We start from the raw sequence: 22294 nt of genomic DNA on the forward strand, positions 1-22294 counted from the left end.
AGAAACAACGTGCAGATATTAGCAAAGAAACAACGAACAGACATTTATGGAAGAAAAGAAATTCAAACGAACCACCGTTACGGCAGCACTGCCATACGCTAATGGTGGTGTTCATATAGGGCATCTTGCAGGTGTATATGTTCCTGCTGACATTTATGTTCGCTATCTTCGACTGAAGAAAAGGGAGGTAATCTTCATCTGTGGAAGCGATGAACACGGCGTACCAATCACTATTCGCGCTAAGAAAGAGGGCATTACACCACAAGATGTATGCGATAGATATAACAAATTGATAAAAGACTCTTTCAAAGATTTCGGTATTTCGTTTGATATCTATAGTCGTACAACGAGTAAAACACATGAGAAATTTGCCTCAGACTTCTTCCGTAAGCTTTATGATGACGGCAAACTCGTTGAGCAAGAGAGCGAACAATACTACGATGAAGAGGCTCATCAGTTCCTTGCTGACCGTTACATCATGGGTGAATGTCCACATTGTGGCAACCCAAATGCCTACGGTGACCAGTGTGAGAAGTGTGGTAGCGACCTCAGTCCTATGGAATTGAAGAACCCACACTCTACTATCTCTGGGTCAAAACCAGTCGTTAAGAAGACGAAAAACTGGTATTTGCCATTAAACAACTACCAAGAATGGTTGAAACAATGGATTCTTGAGGATCATAAAGAGTGGCGTCCGAATGTCTATGGACAGTGTAAGAGCTGGTTAGACATGGACTTACAGCCTCGTGCAATGACCCGTGACCTTGATTGGGGTATCCCTGTTCCTGTCAAAGGGGCTGAAGGTAAAGTGCTATATGTTTGGTTTGACGCCCCAATTGGGTACATTTCAAACACCAAAGAACTGTGTGACAGTGACCCAGAGCACTTCGGTAACTGGCAGAAGTGGTGGCAAGACCCTGAAACTCGGCTTGTTCACTTCATCGGTAAGGACAATATTGTCTTCCACTGTCTTATCTTCCCAACGATGTTAAAGGCTCATGGCGATTACATTCTACCTGATAACGTTCCTGCAAATGAGTTCTTGAACCTTGAAAACAACAAGATTTCAACAAGTAAGAACTGGGCTGTATGGCTCCATGAGTACCTCCATGACTTCAAAGGAAAGCAGGATGTGCTACGCTATGTGCTCACAGCCAATGCGCCAGAGACCAAGGACAACAACTTCACATGGAAGGATTTTCAGGAGCGTAACAACTCCGAACTCGTTGCTGTGTATGGTAACTTCGTGAACCGTGCATTGCAGTTGACAAAGAAATACTGGGACGGTGTTGTTCCAGCATGTGGTGAACTGCAGGATATTGACCGCCAGGCTATCCAGGAATTCAAGGATGTCAAGGAGAAGATGGAGGCTTATCTTGATGCCTTTAAGTTCCGTGAGGCACAGAAAGAGGCGATGAATCTTGCCCGCATTGGTAATAAATACATCACAGAATGTGAGCCATGGAAGGTTTGGAAGACTGATCCTAAGCGTGTAGAGACGATTCTGAATATCTCACTTCAGCTTGTTGCGAACCTCAGTATAGCCTTCGAGCCATTCCTTCCATTCTCAAGTAAGAAGCTTCGTGAGCTGATAAACATGACGGAATACGACTGGAGTGAGCTTGGTTCAACCAATCTTCTTCCTGCAGGGAAGCAACTTGCAGAACCTGAACTGCTGTTTGAAAAGATTGAAGATGAGGCCATTGAGGCACAACTTCGTAAGTTGGAAGAGACCAAGAAAGCCAACGAGGAAGCTACTTACAAGGCTGAACCGATAAAGAAAGAGATTCCTTTCGACGACTTCGAGAAGCTGGATATCCGTGTAGGACATATCATTAAGTGTGAGAAAGTGAAGAAGAGTAAGAAGCTATTGCAGTTCACTATCGACGATGGATCAGGTGTTGAACGCACCATCCTCAGTGGTATTGCAGCCTACTATGAGCCAGAACAGCTCATAGGTAAGGATGTTCTCTTCGTTGCAAACTTTGCTCCTCGAAAGATGATGGGCATTGAAAGCCAGGGAATGATCCTCTCTGCAGTCAACTTTGACGGCTCTCTCGCAGTCACAACAACACTGGATAAGGTGAAGCCAGGTAGCCAAGTAGGATAAAGAAAGCATACTAAGCTTTCCCCAAATACATCAAAAGGCAATTATAATGTGCAGCAAACCGCACTTTATAATTGCCTTTTTAGTTTTTTAAATAAGCCTTTCCCCAGTAGAGAACCACACCAAGGTCATCAAAGTCTTTTATCTTTGATAGTTTATACAACGGCTTTCTCGCCACCTTTACGACCTTTCTTCTGAACACTTTCTTCCCATCAGGATTCTTACTATTGATATTTTTATCGATATATTCAGTACCTGTAAGGAAATTGATGCTTTTCTTTGTAAAGACTGTTGCACCCCAATTCTCAGACCTATCAAAACCTATCAAAGCAAAATCTGAGTCCTGATAACGGAAACAATAGCTCCAAAAGCCATATCTCCCATAATTATAATCCACATATAGCTTACCGTTCCTTATATTAATTGATAGCTCTGGAGGGTCATATACACCGCCATCCTCATTCTCAGAAGAGAAACAATCATAGTTCTTTAAGGCTACTTCATATCCGTCTTGCTTACTGAACAAGATGATAATCCCACGCCGATTACGGTCTATAACATTGCTATCATCACCTTTCACAAAGCCATCTTTATGCATTGCTTTTATGATTAACACACAATCCGTAGTGCCATCTTGGTTCAGATCACCATATATTTTGTCAAAGAGTTTGTATCCCTTGGGAATAAAATGGGTTATATCCTGCTTACCAATGTCAGTCTGTGAATGAGCAAGTACATCAAAACTGACAAACAGAACAAACATAAGAACCAACCTGAAACACAAGCAATCCTTACTATTAAAAGGTCTCATTCTGAATATCTTCATGTATAAATCAATTTAAACAGCACACGGAGTACTAACGATAAACGTCCCTTTGAAAGCTATTTCTTCAGCCAATTATCCTCAAAAAGAGAGCAGATGACAATGCAAATTTCATAATACATCGCTTGGGCTATTCATACTCCACAAACGCTAATCAGTGCAAATATAGTAAAGATAAGCCAATTATCAGCTCATCATGGACCAAAAAAGAGAACTGACTCTATGGATATTTGAGTCGATTTATGCACTTCCTATGATTCTAATCAGCGGTTATAGTTGTGTTTATATGCGTGTTTTCCATTATTATCTAAGTCTGATAAATAATTATCTAAGCGTGATAATTAATTATCACGCTTAGATAATAAGAAAAGACATTCATATAAACAACACCTTCAAGGCACTTTTTACACACAGAACAGCACCTTTTCAGATAAGAAAGATAAGGAAGCAGGAGGCAACTGTAGGGCTTGTCATTACTTCAGAACTGCCAACGCACTTGCAAATCAAGGCTACTCATAGTGGAAGAATTGATTTGCTGATGACCAGAAGAGATATGATCACGGTCAGAGTAATGGGTGAAGGAGGTACGAAGAATCAACATAAGCCGACGAGAAAGGTCGGTACGAGCAAAGAGACTGCCGTGTAGTCCTCGACCGTAATAGGCAGGAAAGCTAAAAGAATAGAGTGGTCCACGCTCGTAAACATAAAGACGTGAGGCGAAATCATCCGTATGGAAATAACCTGCAGTGACGGTAAACGCAAGCCAAGAGAGTGCATTGCAGGTCACACTCTCCGTTGCCATATAACCAAAACTACGCTTCAGATAATCGCTTAGGGCTACATCTAATTGTGTACACAGACTCCATCCATGCGATGTATAGCCCAGAGACAACCTGCCACGTTGCATCGTTTCATTCGTTATCCCTGTTTTGTCGGCATTGTCCTTACCTCTAATCTTAAAACGGTAACGTGCCAAGACTTCCCAATGATGATACTTATACGTTGTCATCAGGACGTTATCCCATGCCTGACTTGCCTGATGTACACCGTAACGAGGATGGGAAAAGTAAGCAAAATCAGTATAAGCCATGACCAAAAGACCACGTGTTACTGTCCAGTTCGTTCCCAAAAGAATGCCACTTTCGTTCTGAACGTCTCCTCCATCAGCAAAGCTACGTGCAAGAAGTGCTTGGTACTGATAAGCATAATAACGCTGAACGGAGAATAAAGCAATGGAGGGGGATAGCTGAAAGGAAAGGTTATTCGTTGTAGCCAGACTACCTTTAGAGTCGATTGCCGTCTCTCCTGCAATCGAGAAACGATGATGCTGATAGCCATAATCAATCCCTATGTTCCCAAAACCATTCCCTGTGGGAGCATATCGTCGGTAATATAAAGCTGTATCAGGTGTTAATGGTCGATTAAAACGAGAGAAGACACCCGTTAAACCAATATGAAAGCCATTGTAGTTCCACGACAGATTTGCTCCACTGACAAACTGTGTAGCACTATTCTTACGTAAAAGTTCACGCTCAGTACGGTGATAGCCCGTCTTGAGAATGGTCTTTATTGATCCATTATCAGTAAGTGTGGCATCAATCGCACGATAAGAAAGAAAGGCTGTGAGGTCAAGATGCTTTGCAATAGCAACCGTTGCAGCTACTCCTTGCAAGTAATTGGCTGATGAACGGGAGGCATGTGCATGAATGCCGACAGCCTGTCTACCCAGTGTTGAGAGCATAGCCAGTTTTCCAAAGCCAAAGGAATTATTGATGACAAGCCCCTGTCCGAAATTCACCTTGTATCGTCCTACAACCAAAGTCTTCAATATTCCGAGTCTACGAAGAAGCAGATAAAAGCTATAATGGTCGTATCCCCAATTGTTTCCATGGGCAAAGAAAGGCTCACCAGCATCCTGCGCGCCTACTAATCCAGCCTGAACATAATCGCCATAACGGAAAGTATAACGGAAAGAGTGGGCATAAGGATAGCCCAAATAGGCTTTACGGTCGCCCTCCCGTTGATAGAAAGGGATGTGAGCGGTGAACATCAGAGCGTGTTTTCCCTTCTGTAAGATCGTTGGAAGAGAAGGAAATGACTTACTTTCTGCTATCGGAGCAACATAAACAAAGTAAGGAAGTAAAGCCCTACGTGTGGCATCCAAGGACTCAATCATTGATAGTTCACCCAGTGTCTGCATACCATGATACTGGTAAATATAAGCCTGCAATTCCTCAATCTGTGCTTCTGTAAGGAAAGGGATACGCTCTAAGTCTTCCCGTTGTGCAGTATTCAGATTAATAGGATGCTCTGAAAGGTCGGAGAGAACATCAAAGATTTCTTCCTTCGCTTCAGCGTTCTCATCATTCGATGCATATAATTCATCAAAGTATTTTTCCCATTCAACTGTCTTCTGTGCTATTGCAGAGAGGCTTATTAAAGCCATCAGACAAGTTAGTATTAGGTGTTTCATGTCGTAAATGTTTCAAAGTATTGAGAGAACAAAGGTAGCTTTTGTTCACGAAATAGGCAAACGAAACATTAAGAAAAGCAAAAAGAGACCTGTAATCCGACTGATTACAGGTCTCTTTTGTATTCTCTCAAGAGGAGAATATCCAATAAATATGAAAAGTAAAGAGGCTTATTGAATCCTTATACTCTTCCCATCTTTATAGCAAGCAATGGTACGAGTACCATTGGTATAGATGTCTTCACTACCCGGCATGTCAAGTTTGAAGCCCGCAGCCTTTACTTGTGCAACGAGATTATCATATGCTGACTGATTGAATACGGCAATGATCAGAGCGCCATCCTTAAAGGCTATATAACTTGATACGCCTTTACGCAGAGGCTTAGGATAGTCTTCATACTTATCAGCAGTAAGAAGTTTTGCCAAAGAACAGTTCTTGTAATACATCTTTGAGAACTTATCTAAGCGGTAAACCTCGTAGTTATTCTTCAACTTATAGCCATACTTCTTCGTGATTGGGGCAACCTTTTCTGGATGATTGAACATATCGAGTGCTTCAACCACACTCACTACGTCAGCCATTGGAGTGACTGCTACAACTGAATCAGATGCAGCAGGAGTGGGTGTAGGTTGTGTTGTAGTCTGTTGTGTACCACAACTATAGAACGTCATGACCATCACAAGGGTGGCAAGTGCTATCCATACAATCTTCTTCATACGTTTATTTGTTTTGTTTATTAATTATCATTTGCATCTGATGGGTTACCTCTTCACTGCTGACAATGCGCAAACCATCTCCATTTACTTGTAACAAGGTATCTGAGAAACGCACTGCTAATTCTAAATCATGGGTAGAAAGCAATACGAGTTTACCCATTTCATGTGCCATACGTTGCAAAAGCTGAAAGGTCTCGACCTTAGAAGAGAAGTCGAGAAACGCCGTTGGCTCATCAAGAAAGATAACAGGTGTTTGCTGAGCAAGGGCCTTTGCAATCATCACTTTTTGTCGTTCACCGTCAGAAAGGGTCTGTATCATACGGTTCTTCAGCTTCTCTATGCCTACAGCTGTAATGGATTCATCCACTATTTGCTGATCGTTAGCATGCAGTTTACCAAAGAATCCCGTGTAAGGGGAGCGTCCTAATCCAATAATTTCCTCTACTGTAAGGTTCTGAACGTCCGGTTTCTGTGTAAGAACGATGCTGATCTGTCGCGCCAAAGCCCGCTGTGAGAACTCGCTGATGTCCTTTCCATCAAGGAGAAGACTACCCTCCAACTTGGGAAGAAAGCCCGTCAGCGTCTTCAAAAGTGTAGACTTCCCCACTCCATTCTCACCAATCAGACAAGCTAACTGCCCACTTTGCAATGTTAGATTGATGTCAGAGACGACAGTATGTCCGACCTTATAGCCCACCGAAAGGTGTGAAAGCGTTATCTGCATAGCAACTATCGGGGGCTTCAGACAAAGAACATCACCAGTATCTGGGCTATGATGACTCGGATAAACATGCCTAACGGATAAACCGTAGCGTAACTAATGTTACTTGTTTCGCCGTTTACGGTGTCGTTAGCATAGCCCAATGCCATTGGATTTGCCATTGATCCACAAAGGATTCCACAGATTGTTCCGAAGTCAAACTTCTTTGTTCGCAAGGCAAAGATACCTACTATAATCACAGGAACGACTGTCAACACGAATCCTAATCCTATCCATAACAAGCCTTCAGGGCGTACAATCGTGGCAAGAAAGTCCTTACCTGCATCCAAACCAAGGCAAGCAAGATAGAGAGAAAGTCCTAACTTACGAAGCATAAGGGATGCACTGCGGGTGGTATAGGCTATGAAATGCAAACGAGGACCAAAGGCCCCGACGAGGATTCCCATGATGATTGGACCACCAGCGATACCCAGTCTGACGGGAGCATCCATACCTGGCAATGAGAAAGGAATGGTTCCCAATGCCAAACCCAGTAACATTCCGAAGAAGATGATGGCAAGGTTTGGTTCATTGAGCGTCTTTACAGAGTTGCCAAGGAACTTCTCTGCATGGTCAATGGCCTCTGGTTGCCCCACCAAAGTCAGTCGGTCACCATAACGAAGGACGAGGTCACCTGTTGCCAAGAGCTTGATATCACTACGGATAACACGGCTCACATTGACATTATAGATATCACATAAGTGGAGCTGACCAAGTCTTTTGCCATTCAACATACTGTTTGAAAGGATGATAACACGGCTCTCCACCTCTGAATCAAGGTGGTTCCAGTCCACTTTTCCTTCGTTCAAATCGCGGTTAACCTGCTTCCCAAAGAGTATCTCCATGGCTGATACTTCTTCTTTTTTGGTTGCTACAAGGATATTATCATTGGTCTGTAACGTCGTAGCTCCTTTAGGAACGATGACTTCATTACCACGCCAGATACGTGAAATGATAAACTTCCGATGCGTACCCTGTGCTATATCGGCGATAGTCTTGCCGTTAATAGCTGGGTTGACGACTGTGAACTGCCCTATATAAGTATGATCATCATCTGAATCGGAACGCACTTCCATATCCGAAGGCTTGGTGAAGAACTTGCGAATAAAGATCATTGCGAAGATTACACCTACAACACCAAGAGGATAAGTGACAGCCGTTGCCAATGCAGCACGTGCTCCATTGTTGCCAACATGCTGTAAAGCCTGCTGTGCAGCACCAAGTGCTGGGGTGTTAGTAGTGGCTCCACAGAGGATTCCAACCATATCTGACATAGGAATCTTCATAGCATAAGTCAACGCAATGGACATGAGTGTACCTACCAAAATGACACCCAGAGACCACAGGTTGAATGCCGTTCCTTCATGACGGAAGGACCCAAAGAAGGTTGGACCGACGTGTAATCCAAGGGTATACACGAAGATTACCAAGCCGAAAGTCTCACAATAGTTGAGCATCTGTGCATCAACCTCCAAGCCAAAGCTACCCACGGCAATACCGAAGAAGAAGACAAAGGCAATGCCAAGGGAGATGCCAGCCACCTTAATCTTACCTAATCCCAGTCCGATGGTACAGATAAGAGAGATGACAACCACAGCCTGAAGAGCTGAAGGGATAGAGAATAGTCCGTTTATCCAATCCATGTCGTATTTTCTTTATTAGCAAGTTAGAGTATTCCAAGGTACTTCTCCAGAGGTATACCACGGTTCTTGTCCTTGTTATCTTTATTGAGATCTATCAGTTTGTACACCCCATCCATCGCCTTCTGCGTACTTGGAATCAGCAATTCACCATCAAGTAGATGTCCAATGAGTATTGCTGAGAAGATATCTCCAGTACCTGGGAAGTGAACGGGTATCTCTGTGTAGGGTAAAGAGAAGTATTTGTCAGTCACATGGTTATATCCTGCTACCGAAGGAGTACCATCTACGACGATAGAGGTTATTAATGCTGACTTAGTACCTATCAAACGCAAATCATCCAACAGTCTCTTGGCTTCTTCAAAGCTAACTCCCTCTGCATTATACTTCCCTGATGTGAGGTAACAAGCCTCTGTATAATTAGGGAAAATGAGGTCGGCAACACTGATCATCTCACGCATTGAGTTGATAGTAGCAGCTGTCACACCATTATAAAGCTTACCTTCATCGCCCATTATCGGGTCAACAAAGATGGCTGTTCCCAATGAAGCCTGCTCCCGACAATAGTCTGCCACGATCTTAGCCTGCCTCTCCGAGACAATAAAACCAGTTGCTATAGCATCAAAATGGAAGCCTAACTCTTTCCAAACGGGAAAGACATCCTTGATATAATTAGTTGTTTCAAGAATCTTGAACTTGCCATAATCAAGTGTATTGGAGACTAATGCCGTTGGCAAGTTATACACGGGATGCCCCAAATAGGACAGAATAGGAAGCATGGCAGCCGTCGCTACCTTTCCGTATCCTGCCATGTCGTTAATAAGGAGTATCTGTTTCTTACTCATTATGCTTTAATTTATCGACTGCAAAGGTAGTGTAAACCGTATGAACGGCAAAATAAAAAACGATAAATCACATATTATCTGCTCTTTAACACATTTTGTCGACGAAGCAAAGAGCTATCGATGTATCCTTTTGTGTATAGGGTCGCAATGTATAAAGCACACAGACTGAAGAGCATAAGTAAATAATAAAGATATTGGAAGCAAGCAGATACGAATGTAAAAGTATGGGAATTAGGACGTGAAGACATAAGAATTACAAAACGAAACAATAAGACTCGGAACTCAAGAACATAGAGTTTGGTCTCCTTGGAGATATTGGGTTTATCCCCTAAGAAACAAGGCTTTACTTCTTTGAAACATAAGGAATAAACCTTAATTCCACAACAGTTATATCTTAATCTATAGCTGTTCACAAAGACTTATTAATCGTTTCAGATCGCCCTTTTCGGCTTCTCCGAATGGAGACTTCGGGTAATCACTCATACATTCAGCCCCTTGTATCATCAAACAAGATGCATTTCTCTTGCAGATTTCATTGCTTTTGTATAAACTTATAGGGCATTACAGAAAATTACAAAGGCCTTGTAGAAGTATTACAGACGCCTTGTAGAAAGATTACAAGCGGCTTGTAGAAAGATTACAGACGCCTTGTAATTTTCTGTACTAGGTATAACGGAGTGTTTATACTACTTTTGTAATAGCAAGATCAGCGTTGATTGGTAAACAGCCATAACTCCCTCAAAAGTTGAATTGCGTATGAGGGCTCTACCTTCAGCCACGTTTATAGAAAGTCCTGCAAGTATCAAGAATCTCAAACCCATAATGGGTTTTATTCCAACCTTATAACATTTTATAATTGTATGCATACGAATAATACAAAGAAAGTCGAGCCTTCTGTTTCAACCCTCTATCCAAACAAATACAATCCAGTGATGTAACGGGAACAAAACAATGATCTTATGGGGGCAGACGATGACACAAATGGGGATCAGACGATGATATGATAAGAGAATAGACCAACCGCAAAACAGTTATAAAGATGTAGTAAAAACGTTTAGGAGTAGGGAGAAGAAGACTCTAACCTTTATGTTCTGCCCTATCAATAATGATAAACTACACCTCAGAAAACAAAAGCACAGAAAACAAAAAGCAGCCCGCTACCAAATGGTAACGGGCTGCTTATATATATAATAAGGTGTAAACCCTACTTATGTCGTTGCTTCTTACTTAGCCTCAGCAGCTGCTTCAGCAAGCTCATGTGAACGTTTCTCAATCTTCTTACCCAATACAAGATAAGCTACTGGAGACGCAATGAAGACAGAACTCAAGGTACCGATGATGATACCGATAATCATTGCGAATGAGAAACTACGGATACTGTCACCGCCAAGGATGAAGATTGACACGAGCACAATCAACGTAGAGACTGACGTATTGATAGTACGTGAGAGCGTCTGGTTGATAGAATCATTAAAGATCTTCTGTATATCAGCCTTTGCAAGGTTGTGTTGCTGTTTGCGAAGGTTCTCACGGATACGGTCATATACAACCACCGTATCGTTGATATCGTAACCAATAACGGTCAGGATAGCACCAATGAAGGTCTGATCTATCTCAAGAGAGAATCCAATCCATCCATAACACAATGAGAAACAACCGATAACAATAGTTGTATCGAGAACAAGTCCTACGATAGAACCAACAGAGAAACCGATGTTACGGAAGCGTAAGAGGATGTAAAGGAAGATAAAGAAGATAGCTAACAGAACGCTCATAAATGCATTGTAAGTAATGTTCTTAGCAATAGAAGGACCTACCTTAGCACTCTGAATGATTGAACCACCCTCACGAATGTCTGGGTTCTTGAAGTTAGCTACGCTTACTTGACTAACAAATCCACCTTTCTTCAACGCATTGTAGAGAATTGTCTCTGCCTTATCGTCCTCCATTGGATCGTTAGAATCAATGTTATAGTTGGTTGAGATACGAACAGTCTTACCGTCTGTACCCAAAGCAATAACATTAGTAGTAGCTGGCTTACCAGCATTCTCACCTACAGTGTTTACAAAAGCACCATTCATTACCTTACGAACATCCTCAACCTGAGTTGGTTTGTTCAGTGTAACAACATAGTTACGACCACCAGTGAAGTCAATACTACGGCTCAAACCACGTACAGCAAAGCTGACAATACAGATAAGAACTGCCACACCCCATACTGTGAAACTCTTCTTATACATGCTCATGAAGTGATAGCTCTTATCCTTCATGAAGTTCTTTGAGAAGTTAGTTGTAAAGCTAAGGTTCATCCACTTATCCTTACTTACACGGTTCTCAAATACTATACGAGTGAGGAATACTGCTGTAAAGAATGAGATTACAAGACCAATGATCCATGTAGTAGCGAAACCGCGGATAGGACCTGTACCTGTTACAAGCAGGATAACACCAGTGATCAGGGACGTTAAGTTAGAGTCGAAGATAGCAGAGAACGCGTTGCTATAACCTTCATGCAACGCTTGCTTCATGCCTTTACCCAACCTCAGCTCCTCTTTGATACGTTCATAGATAAGCACATTGGCATCCACAGCAGTACCCAAGGTCAATACGATACCGGCAATACCTGGCATTGTCAATGCTGATTGGAAGGATGCTAATACACCCAAGGTAAAGAAGAGGTTGGCAAGCAATGCCAAGTTAGCCATCATACCTGGGATAACATTATACATGACAATCATGTAAAGCATCAAAAGTACAAATGCAATAGCGAACGAAACAAGTCCTTGTTGGATTGATTGAGCACCAAGTGTTGGTCCAACAACCTCTTCCTGCACAATCTTTGCAGGTGCTGGCATACGTCCAGACTCCAATGTGTTAGCCAAATCTTTGGTATCTTCAATCGTAAAGTTACCTGAAATAGATGACTGACCACCATCAATCTCACCATTAACACGTGGAGCAGAGTAAACAACGCCATCCAAAACGATGGCTATAGCCTTACCAACGTTAGCCTTAGTAAGGGCTGCCCACTCGCGAGCACCCTCTGAATTCATCGTCATACTAACCTCTGGGCGACCGAATTGATCGAACTGATCCTTCGCATATGTGATAACGTCACCCTCCATTCGTGCACGTCCATCAGCAGAAGTGACCTTCAGAGCATAGAGTTCATATACATTCTTCTTGCTAAGACCCTCAGCTGGCTTAGCACCCCACAGGAGTTTCAAGTCACTTGGTAGTACTTGCTTAGCCACCTGACCATGAATCAGCTTATTGATAGCAGCTGTATCACGTACACTTGCATATCCAACAAGACTCAATCCATCACCAGGGATAGTCTGTAACATTGAGAATAATGGATGCATCTTCTTCATTGCTGCTGTCTGTGCATCCTTTCCTGGCGCAGCATTCTTCTTGTTTGCTGTAAGAGTAAGCTTAGCGTTCTTTGCAGATGGTTCGGCTTTTGCACCTGTAGCTTCAGTCTTTGTAGAGTCAGAAGCTTCTGTTTTTGTCTCGCCATTAGCCAAACGTTGGTCAAGCTGAGCAAGATAAGGAGTAATCTCTTGGTTGTTATAAGTCTCCCAGAACTCAAGGTTTGCAGAACCTTGGAGCAACTTACGCATACGCTCAGGCTCACGAATACCAGGCATTTCAACCATTAATCGACCTTCCTGACCTTCGAGTTTCTGAATGTTTGGCTGTACAACACCATACTGGTCGATACGGTTTGTCACAACATTGTAAGAGTTATCGATAGCTGAAGCGACCTCATCACGAAGAGCTTTCTCCACTTCTGCATCGGAACTCTGTGTGCTCACCTTGCCTTTAAGTTGCTGTGTAGCGAACACTTCAGCAAGTTTATGACCTGGAGCAACCTTGTGATAAGCATCAACGAAGAGTGTTATGAAGTCTTTCTGACTACTCATCTCTTCCTGTTTTGCCTCAGCCATAGCCTTTTGGAAAGCGGCATCCTGCTTGTGATCAGCCAATGTTTCCACAACATCTGGTACTGAAATCTCAAGTACAACGTTCATACCACCCTTCAAGTCAAGACCAAGACCAATCTGTGTCTCAAGGCATTTCTGGTAAGAATAGATACCCAAATACTTGACAGAGTCTAAGTAATCCTGTCGTTCAATAGGGTCTTTGATCTTCGCAGCCTGACTATCATAGTAGCTTGTTGCTACTGAGAAAGACAGGTAGAAGATACTTGCGAGCGTCAAAAGAACGGCTACGCAAATCACTAATCCTTTGTTTTGCATTTTATTTGATTGTTTTTAATTATTGTTTCGCTACTTTCGATAGACGTGCAAAGATACGTATTTTTTCACACTTCGAAAAATTTATGCACCATAAATGTGCCCTTTTTAAGGTTTTGGACGGTATTTTAACCAGCAATACACAGGGTAATGGTCCGAATTAGTAACACTATTATCAACCTTAGCACCATAAGGTTCGAAGTCATCCGAGCAGAATATGTGGTCAATACGGAAGTACATTCCACTTTTATGGTAGCTTATTCCAGGGCCGTTACCACTACTTACATAGCAATCTGTCAGAATATTGGCGATAGTTCTGTGTGCATAGCTAAGCGGATTATCGTTGAAATCACCGCAAAGGATTACAGGAACCTTCTTATCAAGATACTTTTTTACATATTTTGCAACCATTTCAACCTCTGGAGCACGACGTTCTGCAACTGTTCCAAGCTTATGTAGCAGGTGAGAGGACTCACTCTTCATATCATTTGTCTTCATACTGCCCTTCACAAGTGTCTTAAATCCCTCCTTATCATCATTAGTCAGTCCGAAACTCTCGAAGTGATTGTTCACCAAGAGAGTCTTTGTACCCTTTATATCCAACATATAAGCAACGCTCATGTTGCTATTTGACTTATAGGGAATACTGTCTTGCCAAAGAATTGGATAACGGCTCAGCAAGAGGATATGGTCAGCTGCTGGTTTTTTCTTTACCATAAGCTTGTAATAAGGATAATGTTTCTTCAATGTATCCAGTATGTGGTCACTTCCACTAGCGTCCACTGTCGCCTCCTGTAGACACACGATATCAGCCTTACTGTTAACTACATAATCAACAATAGGGTTCGTTTCGCCCTTTTTTACATCCCATGGATCAAACATGTAGACATTAAACGACATAACTTTAATGGCTCCATGCGGTTTTTCTTTTGGGATATTAAAAGGCATATAGGTACGTATTGGACCGTAACAAATCAGGAAGCCCAGAACAGGCAACCATATCATGCGCCACCGGACAAATGCCCATACAACCAGAAACACCAAGTTAGCAAAAAGAATAACAGGGAATCCCAGTCCTAAATTAGCTAATAAAGGGTAGTCCGCAGGGTGTAACTTATCAACATTACCCACTAAAATCATCAACAATACGATGAGAAGGTTGCCCACGATGAGCGCTCTGAATACAAACTTCTTAAGTGTCTTATACATCGTTATCTCCTTTCTTTCAGCCTTCACAGGCTATTACTACTACAAAAAATCAGCCCTTACATTCGGCTGTTAATATCAGTTATGCTTACTACTATCAAAGAGTTTCTGCTTTTCTTCCTTTGTTAAGCTATCATAACCACTCTTACGAATCTTGTCTAAGATACGGTCTATCTCTGCTTGCTCAGCATGTTTACGGGCATTATAATCCCAATCCGTATCTTTCTGGGTACTATTCTGATGTGAAAAATCTGACCAATTACTCTTCTTATGCTCTGTAGATGCATTGCTAGAATGCCCCGAACGCTGCTCCCAACTATTACGCATCTTATCAAAGAACTGTTGTCCTTTATTCATCCCGAAGTCTCCATAACCTGAATATGGATGCTTTTTCCAATAACGAATCAGCAAGAAACCAAAGAGCATACCACCTAAATGGGCTAAATGAGCTACGCCATCGTTACTTGTTCCCAAAGCTAAAAACAACTCAACACCTACCGAACCGAGTACAATCCACTTAGCCTTAATGGGAATAGGAATAGGAATAATGAACATTCGTTCCTCTGGAAATAACATTCCAAAGGCTAACAACACAGCATAAATAGCCCCAGATGCACCCACGGTTGTCATCATATTAAGATATGTTTCCATTGGAACAACAAGGTCAGTGGATATCCTAATAGAATTATACTGAGCCAATCCATCATATACATAAGCTCCATATTGTGCCAATTCCTGACACAAGCCAGCTCCAATACCACAAACCATGTAATAAAAAAGGAACTTTTTCGGACCCCATACATTCTCCACAACCATACCAAACATCCACAACATGAACATATTCATCAGTATGTGCATAACTCCACCATGCATAAACATGTAAGTTACCAACTGCCAAATACGGAAGTCGGATGCTAGGAAAAAGTGCAAACTAAAGATATTATTGAGATCAATATTCAGTCCATTCAACACATATGTTGCAATGAAGACCAGAATATTAATAATGAGTAGATTCTTTGTTACTGTTGGTATATTTTGCATTTAACTATTTCAATTAGTTCTAAAATATCATATAAACGACACAAAAATACAAAAAAATCCACTTTTAAGGCATAAAATCAGCGTGACAAAGGCTTTTTTTTATGATTTTCTACACTTTTCTCTAGATTTTATTTGTTTTATAAAAGGAATCTACTATATTTGCAGCGTAATCTAGAATATCGATCAATAAATTAATCATCAATAAATCAGAATTATGAACAAAACAGAGTTAATTGAGAAGATTGCTGCCGGTGCAGGTTTGAGTAAGGCAGACGCTAAGAAGGCATTAGACGCAACAACAGAGGCTATTAAGGGTGCATTGGTTGCAGGTGATAAGGTTCAGCTTGTAGGTTTTGGTACATTCTCTACCAACGAGCGTCCTGCTCACGAGGGTATTAACCCTGCAACAAAGCAGAAGATTAAGATTGCTGCTAAGAAGGTTGCTAAGTTCAAGGCTGGTGCAGAGCTCGCTGACGCAGTGAACAAGTAATCAGTCAAGATTTTATAAAGCATAGAAGGCAGGCCGAAAGGCTTGCCTTTTTTGTTTTATTGGCTTACTTTCTTTGTTTTATAGGCTTTCCTTCTTGTTTTATGAAAGTCTAAAGAGCATCTTACCATAGGCTTAAAAAGCCCTTCCGTTAATAGCATTGATTGGAAATAGATAAAGACTTATCTACTTGTATGGTATAATTATCCCAATTTAGATGGTCTTACAAGCGGACATAAACTATAGGATAAAATGCAAATTGATACTATGTCTATTCGTCTTCCATAAACATCTCATCCCTACATCTTTGATTTTTATAAACTATTTTCACTCAACTCAAAACCAATACATGCTCTTTTGGCTTCTAAAAGATGCCTAATTGACTTGCAAAAGGTATCCTTTAAGACCCTTACTAACGCCCTTTTGAAGTCCAATTAAGCACCTTTTCTCACACCTTTTTATAACCAACTGATTTCCTGATGGTCACAAACCTGCTTTTTACACGTATTTTTATCCTTATTTATAGATGTTTTATTTGAATTTGTATAACGATTTTTCAAAACCTTATCTACTTCTTCGAAGAGTTAAAAAGGAAAAAGCCTTCTACGTCAGAAATATGATAATAGAATAGAAAGACCTTTTCCAATAACGAGTTAGATTGTATTTTCAATACCCTAAGGGTACACCCCTGCAGCTATCCACTATAAAATACTCGTCTGTTTATTCCCCTCATGCTGTACTTTCTTGTCTATTTCTTTATAGCTTTTACCCTTTGACAACCTCCAACTAAACCTAAGTGTTATCATATTGCCCAAGTCTCTGCTACGATAAATAGACTCTTTGTAGAGGTTTTCGTTCAGCACCCTACCGCTCTGAATAGCAGGATGTTGCTGGAAAGGATGCTGCATAAAGAGTGACAGATTACACGTTTCCCACCTGTAACTAACGCCCAAATAGATTGCTGGACCATTCCTTCCCTCATGCTCTCCTTCAACAAATTTCCAACCATTATCGGCATATCCCGTGAGTGTCCAGCGTCCAAGATAAGCCTGAATATTACCACCATAGTTGTAACTTGTAAGATGATGACGGTACAGACTGCTGTTATTAAAAAAGCGATTGATACCTCCGAAAAGTGTTACAGACAGATGCTCTGGCACTACATCATACTTAAGATAGTTCTGAACAACAAACATCATGATATTACCAATGTTCTGTTGTGAATAAAGAAACTCATCTGTTGCCGTACGTTCATACACACTCATATTCGTCCCAATATTACGTCGGTACTCCATATTCATACCACTGCTCACACGCTTACCATTATAACTTATATCTATAATATTCTTAATGACTCTTGAAGGCTGCAAGTTAGGATTTCCAACCTTCCATTCACGGCTATTTTCTCTGATTCTTGCATCGCTCACCATAGCGTATGAAGACACACGACGATAGGTTTCAAAGCTGTAACTTGCATTTAATCCTGCCAAAATTTCGTAGCTCAACGTAAGTTTTGGACGGAAGGTCCAGTAGTCAAAGCTATAGTTTTCTTGCGAATAGGTCTTATTAGCAACCCCAACACCTGCCGAATAGCCAAATTGCTTCCACCTTCCTTTCACCTCTGAGAAAAAATATAATTCTCTTCTTCGCACCTTATTGAGAGCAGACACATCACCAGTATATTCATTATTGGTAAACGTCATTGAGTGGTTTAAACCAGCAGAAAGGGTGAAAGGCTTGAGTTTATTCTCATAAATAGCTTCACTCTCCAGCGACCAAGTACGCCCATTTACCTCATAGGCATAATCTCCTTCTTCCCCATTATATCCTTGCTTGTCCGTATAAATACCCGAACCAACGACATTTGCCGTGATACTTTGATGTTTACCAAGCTGATGAAAGAAGTAAAGATCAAGCGTCGGGGCGAAACTACTTGCCACATCAATCGTCCGAAAAGACTTTTCTATCGTTCCGTCCCGATACACAAAATCAGCATAATTACCGGGCGTATTGTTTCCCTCTGTTGATAAACTCGCTTGGAAAACATACGTAGCCGAGTCGGCAAGACTATACTTTATCTCAAACTGATTACCAAAACGACGACTCCTGCCATCGGTCTGATTGCGTGAAACCAGATAATGACTACCGTTGTTCAAGGTATAGTCAGCCATTTCTGAAGACCGAAAACCACGATGGTCTTTATAAGAAGAATTGAAGGTTAAAGCCAGTTCTGAATTCTTATGATTGAGCTTTGCATAGACCGTATTATCACCATTCAACGTTGTGACAGCATTCGATAAGTCAGCCCCAAGCACGTAACCAGTGGTGTTACGCTTTGTCCGAATATCAATGACATAACCTATTCCGTCACCATATCGAACTCCCGGATTATCGATGAAATCAATGTTTTTCACAAGTTTGGGGTCCAAAGCGAGCAAGTCTTCTTTACTTGCCAAAGCTCCATTCAGCCTAAGTTGGACACTTCCATTATTCGTCAAAGGCACAATGGTACGCATCACCTCGTCTACTCTGACACGTGGAAGAGACAGCTTTCCAAGCAGACTATAACCGTCCGTTGCCGCTTCTCGTTGTGCATCAGACGGTACAATCAGCATGCCATCAAGCTTTTTCGTCACTCGTGCAGCCTCAACTGTCACCTCTTTCATCTCTACACTCTTTGCCGTCTCACTGTTTCCTTTCTCATTCTGGGCACCAACAGGAAGTGCAAGAAAGCACAACAACAGCATCCATAAACCTTTTTCCATAGTCTTTGTTTTTTGCTACAAAGATAGAATCCACCTACTATTAGGGCAAAAATAGACACTGACAATTACCTGACAATAGCTTTAACCTCTAAATAACCATATTCTTTAAGCGATAAACTTCCGCATAATTCGAGAAAGTTCATTAAGCTCTTATACGCGTATAAATGTAGTATTAAATTAGAGAAGGATATTTGTATTTTTCAAAATAATCATTTATATTTGCAGCACAAGTCGTTAGTAAAAATGTATATTACTTACAAAAAGTCGTTTGAAAAAGTGTAAAAATCCGACAAAAGGTCGTCCAAAAAAGTGAGAACTTTATAGATTTATTATATAAGTAAAACCAAACTGGAATAAAAATATCAATAGACTTGCTGGGAATAAACCATCTATCACAAACAAAAGTAAAATGAATGTGTTCTCGTTGAAGTAAAAGCATCTACTGGAAACACAAAGAGTACCAAGACCATTTTACAGCATCCTGACAAGTACCATGTATATCAAGCTATAAAGTTAGGAGATTATAATATAGGAGAGAAGGATGGAATTCTCACGCTTCCCGTATATATGGCTTTCCTCTTGAAGGAATATTAACAGGATAGAAAGAAGTTTATATTATTCCAATCGGTAGCCATCACCCCTGTCAGCCACAATATTTAATCCACAACGCTCACTAACAATAGGCTTCAAACGACGGATAAGTGTGTAGAGCGTTTCGCTTGCATCGGGTTTCTTAGGCCAAAGCGTTTCACAGATAACTGCCTTCGATAGTTTTCTATCTGTTGCATTGATAAACAGCTCCATCAGTTGCTGTTGCATCGGAGTAAAGGCTATTTTCTCCCCATGCCAGTCACGGAAACTATGGTCAGAAGCGGCATATACCATCCTACCCAGCACCAATCTGCCTGCACGATGACGACGAAAATACATGACAGATGCAGCCAACCAAACCATTGATAACAAGAGAAAAGCAAACGATAAACGCTGATCTGACAACCCCCACACCGTAGCGAAGGAACAATCAGCATAACTTTGGAATAAAAGTGAATGACCACCCGACTGCCACCTCATCTGTCTACTGCACAGCGAATGACTATCTTCACCCAACGCATATGACACAAACGAACGACGTCTAAGGTCAGCTATCTGTAAATATTGCCGATAACTTTGTATCGTATCGGGCGTAATCCACACCTCACGTTTCCCGGCGAGTGTCTTCGACAAAGCCTGATTCATATCCTGCACAATAGCCGTTTCAGCACCGTGATAGCTGTCAAAGCCAGCCCATACTGCCGAGCAAACAAGTAACAAAAATATGATAACTGACGATATAGGTTTCATAGGCTTGTATCATAAAAAATGATAGAATGTTTCGAGTTATTGTATGTTGCAAAGATAATATTTTATCTTATCAACACCAAACGGAGTGCAAGAAATATACAGTAAAACAGGTATTATCAGTAAATATTTGCTGCACAAGACCTATAGATGCGCAAAATTATACAGTAAAATTTGGGCATTAACCGAAAAAACACTACCTTTGCACCCACGATTGTCCTATGGTGTAATGGTAGCACTACAGTTTTTGGTTCTGTCAGTGGTGGTTCGAATCCGCCTGGGACAACACAGAAATCCGCGGATTCATATTGAGTCTGCGGATTTTTTGTTTATGAAAGAAAACCTAAATTACAGTATTTATGCTTTACCAAGTACCTAAAATCCAAAAGAGATTCCTATCTATCATGGTGTTATTAGCTATCGTATTGAATACGAAAGCTACCCCTCGCGACTCTCTGGCACCAACTCCTCCTATGGGTTTCATGACCTGGAACAAGTATGAAGAGAACATTAACGAACAACTTATACGACAGATTGCAGACAAGATGGCTACTGATGGATATGCTGCAGCTGGATATAAATACATCTTTATTGACGATGCATGGCAGGGAGGACGCGACAAACGTAACAACATTATACCTGACCCTAAGAAATTCCCAAGCGGCATGAAAGCCCTTGCTGATTATGTTCACTCACGAGGATTACTATTGGGAATCTACTCAGATGCCGCTCAACTCACTTGCGCAGGCTATACTGGAAGCTATGATTTTGAAGAACAAGACGCCAAAACCTTTGCAGAATGGGGTATTGACTATCTGAAATATGATTATTGTCATGCTCCTTCCGACAGTGCTGTTGCGCACAAACGCTACAAGAAAATGGGTGATGCACTGCAAAATTCAGGACGGAGAATGGCTTTAGGCATCTGCGAATGGGGACAACTGAACCCTGAGAAATGGGCACGTCAGGCTGGTGGTTCGCTTTGGCGCATCAGCTATGACGTACGTGACATGTGGAAAGACATCGTCAAACAAGGCGGTATGGGAATCCTAGACATCATCAATATCGCCGAGCCACTCTATACTTATGCTGGTCCGGGACACTGGCTTGACATGGACATGCTGATCGTCGGGCTCGACGGGAAAGGCGGTCCATCGAGTGATCTGGGTGGCATTGGCTGCTCTTATACGGAATATCAGACACAGATGTCTATGTGGTGCATGTTCGCCTCACCGTTGGCTATGAGTCATGACATTCTGAATGAGAACGAAGCAACACGTCGTATCCTACTCAACAAGGAGATTATTGCCATCAATCAAGATGCACTTGGTGATGCAGCACGACGGATTAATTACCCTGGAACATGCCGAATTTATCTGCGCAAACTAAGTGGTAACCGTCAGGCACTGGCTATTATGAATCCTTCTGATAAGCCTCAACGCCTTCAATTCCCACTTTCCATAATCGGTAAAGAGGCACAGTACACCCTCAAAGACGTATGGGAGCACACAACAACACGCCCTCAGAAAACCTGGAAAGGTACGCTTCAGCCCCATGAAACAAAGGTTTTCATTGTTAAAGCGCCCCAAATAACAATCTGATGACTTAGATTATAAGAACTGGGAAAGGGCAACGAAGGCTTTTTGAAATAACATAACAAAAAGAGAACGCTCCCCACGTGCGAAATAAGGAATATCCCTTTATTTTCAGCTTTGTACCTATCAGATAATCAAAGAGTTACAAACAAGCTCGTAAAAGGTGCCCTTTTGCATTGTAAAAGGGCACCTTTTACACATCAAAAGGGCATGTTTTGCAATGCAAAAGAGCATCTTTTAC

14 protein-coding genes and 1 tRNA gene are annotated in these 22294 nt (G+C 41.5%); 4 read left to right on the top strand and 11 right to left on the bottom strand.

Going from position 1 to position 22294, the window contains the following annotated elements; translation table 11 throughout:
- The first annotated feature begins 46 nt into the window (after positions 1–46).
- Entirely contained in the window at positions 47–2110 is a 2064-nt protein-coding gene (metG, locus tag ACZ48L_RS05480; RefSeq protein WP_025791719.1) for a methionine--tRNA ligase, read from the top strand.
- A gap of 79 nt (positions 2111–2189) precedes the next feature.
- Here the strand turns inward: metG and ACZ48L_RS05485 are convergent, their stop codons facing one another.
- The 9 genes from ACZ48L_RS05485 to ACZ48L_RS05525 all read right to left on the bottom strand — a co-directional run bounded on the left by ACZ48L_RS05485 (position 2190) and on the right by ACZ48L_RS05525 (position 15868).
- Positions 2190–2918, bottom strand: coding sequence for a hypothetical protein (locus ACZ48L_RS05485; protein WP_464721961.1), 729 nt, complete (start codon positions 2916–2918; stop codon positions 2190–2192).
- Positions 2919–3408: 490 nt separating this feature from the next.
- The gene (locus ACZ48L_RS05490; RefSeq protein ID WP_025791717.1) at positions 3409–5403 is read right to left on the bottom strand and encodes a helix-hairpin-helix domain-containing protein; all 1995 of its coding nucleotides are present in this window, start codon (positions 5401–5403) and stop codon (positions 3409–3411) included.
- Between the two features lie 168 nt (positions 5404–5571).
- Positions 5572–6117 carry a hypothetical protein gene (locus tag ACZ48L_RS05495; RefSeq protein ID WP_008824172.1) on the bottom strand — a complete coding sequence of 182 codons (546 nt, stop codon included), beginning with the start codon at positions 6115–6117 and terminating at the stop codon, positions 5572–5574.
- A gap of 4 nt (positions 6118–6121) precedes the next feature.
- Positions 6122–6841 (bottom strand): ABC transporter ATP-binding protein, encoded by a 720-nt coding sequence (locus ACZ48L_RS05500; RefSeq protein ID WP_025791716.1) that lies wholly within the window; start codon positions 6839–6841, stop codon positions 6122–6124.
- 17 nt (positions 6842–6858) lie between these two features.
- On the bottom strand, positions 6859–8520 hold the full coding sequence (locus ACZ48L_RS05505; RefSeq protein WP_025791714.1) for a putative transporter: 1662 nt from the start codon (positions 8518–8520) through the stop codon (positions 6859–6861).
- A 23-nt stretch (positions 8521–8543) separates the two neighbouring features.
- Positions 8544–9362, bottom strand: a complete 819-nt coding sequence (locus tag ACZ48L_RS05510) for a pyridoxamine kinase (RefSeq protein WP_025791713.1) — start codon at positions 9360–9362, stop codon at positions 8544–8546.
- Positions 9363–10585: 1223 nt separating this feature from the next.
- Positions 10586–13624, bottom strand: coding sequence for a protein translocase subunit SecDF (secDF, locus tag ACZ48L_RS05515; protein ID WP_025791712.1), 3039 nt, complete (start codon positions 13622–13624; stop codon positions 10586–10588).
- A gap of 105 nt (positions 13625–13729) precedes the next feature.
- Positions 13730–14830 (bottom strand): endonuclease/exonuclease/phosphatase family protein, encoded by a 1101-nt coding sequence (locus ACZ48L_RS05520; RefSeq protein ID WP_025791711.1) that lies wholly within the window; start codon positions 14828–14830, stop codon positions 13730–13732.
- Positions 14831–14905: 75 nt separating this feature from the next.
- Entirely contained in the window at positions 14906–15868 is a 963-nt protein-coding gene (locus tag ACZ48L_RS05525; RefSeq protein WP_025791710.1) for a rhomboid family intramembrane serine protease, read from the bottom strand.
- A 214-nt stretch (positions 15869–16082) separates the two neighbouring features.
- Here ACZ48L_RS05525 and ACZ48L_RS05530 point away from each other — a divergent pair, with 214 nt between their 5' ends.
- The gene (locus tag ACZ48L_RS05530) at positions 16083–16358 is read left to right on the top strand and encodes an HU family DNA-binding protein (protein WP_008824164.1); all 276 of its coding nucleotides are present in this window, start codon (positions 16083–16085) and stop codon (positions 16356–16358) included.
- A 698-nt stretch (positions 16359–17056) separates the two neighbouring features.
- Here the strand turns inward: ACZ48L_RS05530 and ACZ48L_RS05535 are convergent.
- Together ACZ48L_RS05535 and ACZ48L_RS05540 are read right to left on the bottom strand one after the other, a co-directional pair.
- Positions 17057–19120 carry a TonB-dependent receptor gene (locus ACZ48L_RS05535; RefSeq protein ID WP_025791709.1) on the bottom strand — a complete coding sequence of 688 codons (2064 nt, stop codon included), beginning with the start codon at positions 19118–19120 and terminating at the stop codon, positions 17057–17059.
- A gap of 615 nt (positions 19121–19735) precedes the next feature.
- A complete protein-coding gene (locus ACZ48L_RS05540; protein WP_025791708.1) occupies positions 19736–20461 on the bottom strand; it encodes a winged helix-turn-helix domain-containing protein in 726 nt (241 codons plus the stop codon).
- Between the two features lie 212 nt (positions 20462–20673).
- On the opposite strand from ACZ48L_RS05540, the gene ACZ48L_RS05545 reads away from it, so the two are divergent.
- Both ACZ48L_RS05545 and ACZ48L_RS05550 read left to right on the top strand, forming a co-directional pair.
- A tRNA-Gln gene (locus ACZ48L_RS05545) sits at positions 20674–20744 on the top strand.
- A gap of 73 nt (positions 20745–20817) precedes the next feature.
- Complete coding sequence (locus tag ACZ48L_RS05550; RefSeq protein ID WP_025791707.1) at positions 20818–22059, top strand: glycoside hydrolase family 27 protein; 1242 nt, start codon at positions 20818–20820, stop codon at positions 22057–22059.
- The last annotated feature ends 235 nt before the right edge of the window (positions 22060–22294 follow it).

This window comes from Prevotella histicola (genome assembly GCF_055385135.1).

Excerpts from the sequence above, each read along its gene's own strand:
- ACZ48L_RS05540 (WP_025791708.1), bottom strand. The coding sequence starts at position 20,461 with ATGAAACCTATATCGTCAGTTATCATATTTTTGTTACTTGTTTGCTCG.
- ACZ48L_RS05500 (WP_025791716.1), bottom strand. The coding sequence starts at position 6,841 with ATGCAGATAACGCTTTCACACCTTTCGGTGGGCTATAAGGTCGGACAT.
- ACZ48L_RS05495 (WP_008824172.1), bottom strand. The coding sequence starts at position 6,117 with ATGAAGAAGATTGTATGGATAGCACTTGCCACCCTTGTGATGGTCATG.
- metG (WP_025791719.1), top strand. The coding sequence starts at position 47 with ATGGAAGAAAAGAAATTCAAACGAACCACCGTTACGGCAGCACTGCCA.
- ACZ48L_RS05485 (WP_464721961.1), bottom strand. The coding sequence starts at position 2,918 with ATGAGACCTTTTAATAGTAAGGATTGCTTGTGTTTCAGGTTGGTTCTT.
- ACZ48L_RS05505 (WP_025791714.1), bottom strand. The coding sequence starts at position 8,520 with ATGGATTGGATAAACGGACTATTCTCTATCCCTTCAGCTCTTCAGGCT.
- secDF (WP_025791712.1), bottom strand. The coding sequence starts at position 13,624 with ATGCAAAACAAAGGATTAGTGATTTGCGTAGCCGTTCTTTTGACGCTC.
- ACZ48L_RS05530 (WP_008824164.1), top strand. The coding sequence starts at position 16,083 with ATGAACAAAACAGAGTTAATTGAGAAGATTGCTGCCGGTGCAGGTTTG.
- ACZ48L_RS05525 (WP_025791710.1), bottom strand. The coding sequence starts at position 15,868 with ATGCAAAATATACCAACAGTAACAAAGAATCTACTCATTATTAATATT.
- ACZ48L_RS05510 (WP_025791713.1), bottom strand. The coding sequence starts at position 9,362 with ATGAGTAAGAAACAGATACTCCTTATTAACGACATGGCAGGATACGGA.
- ACZ48L_RS05550 (WP_025791707.1), top strand. The coding sequence starts at position 20,818 with ATGCTTTACCAAGTACCTAAAATCCAAAAGAGATTCCTATCTATCATG.
- ACZ48L_RS05535 (WP_025791709.1), bottom strand. The coding sequence starts at position 19,120 with ATGGAAAAAGGTTTATGGATGCTGTTGTTGTGCTTTCTTGCACTTCCT.
- ACZ48L_RS05520 (WP_025791711.1), bottom strand. The coding sequence starts at position 14,830 with ATGTATAAGACACTTAAGAAGTTTGTATTCAGAGCGCTCATCGTGGGC.
- ACZ48L_RS05490 (WP_025791717.1), bottom strand. The coding sequence starts at position 5,403 with ATGAAACACCTAATACTAACTTGTCTGATGGCTTTAATAAGCCTCTCT.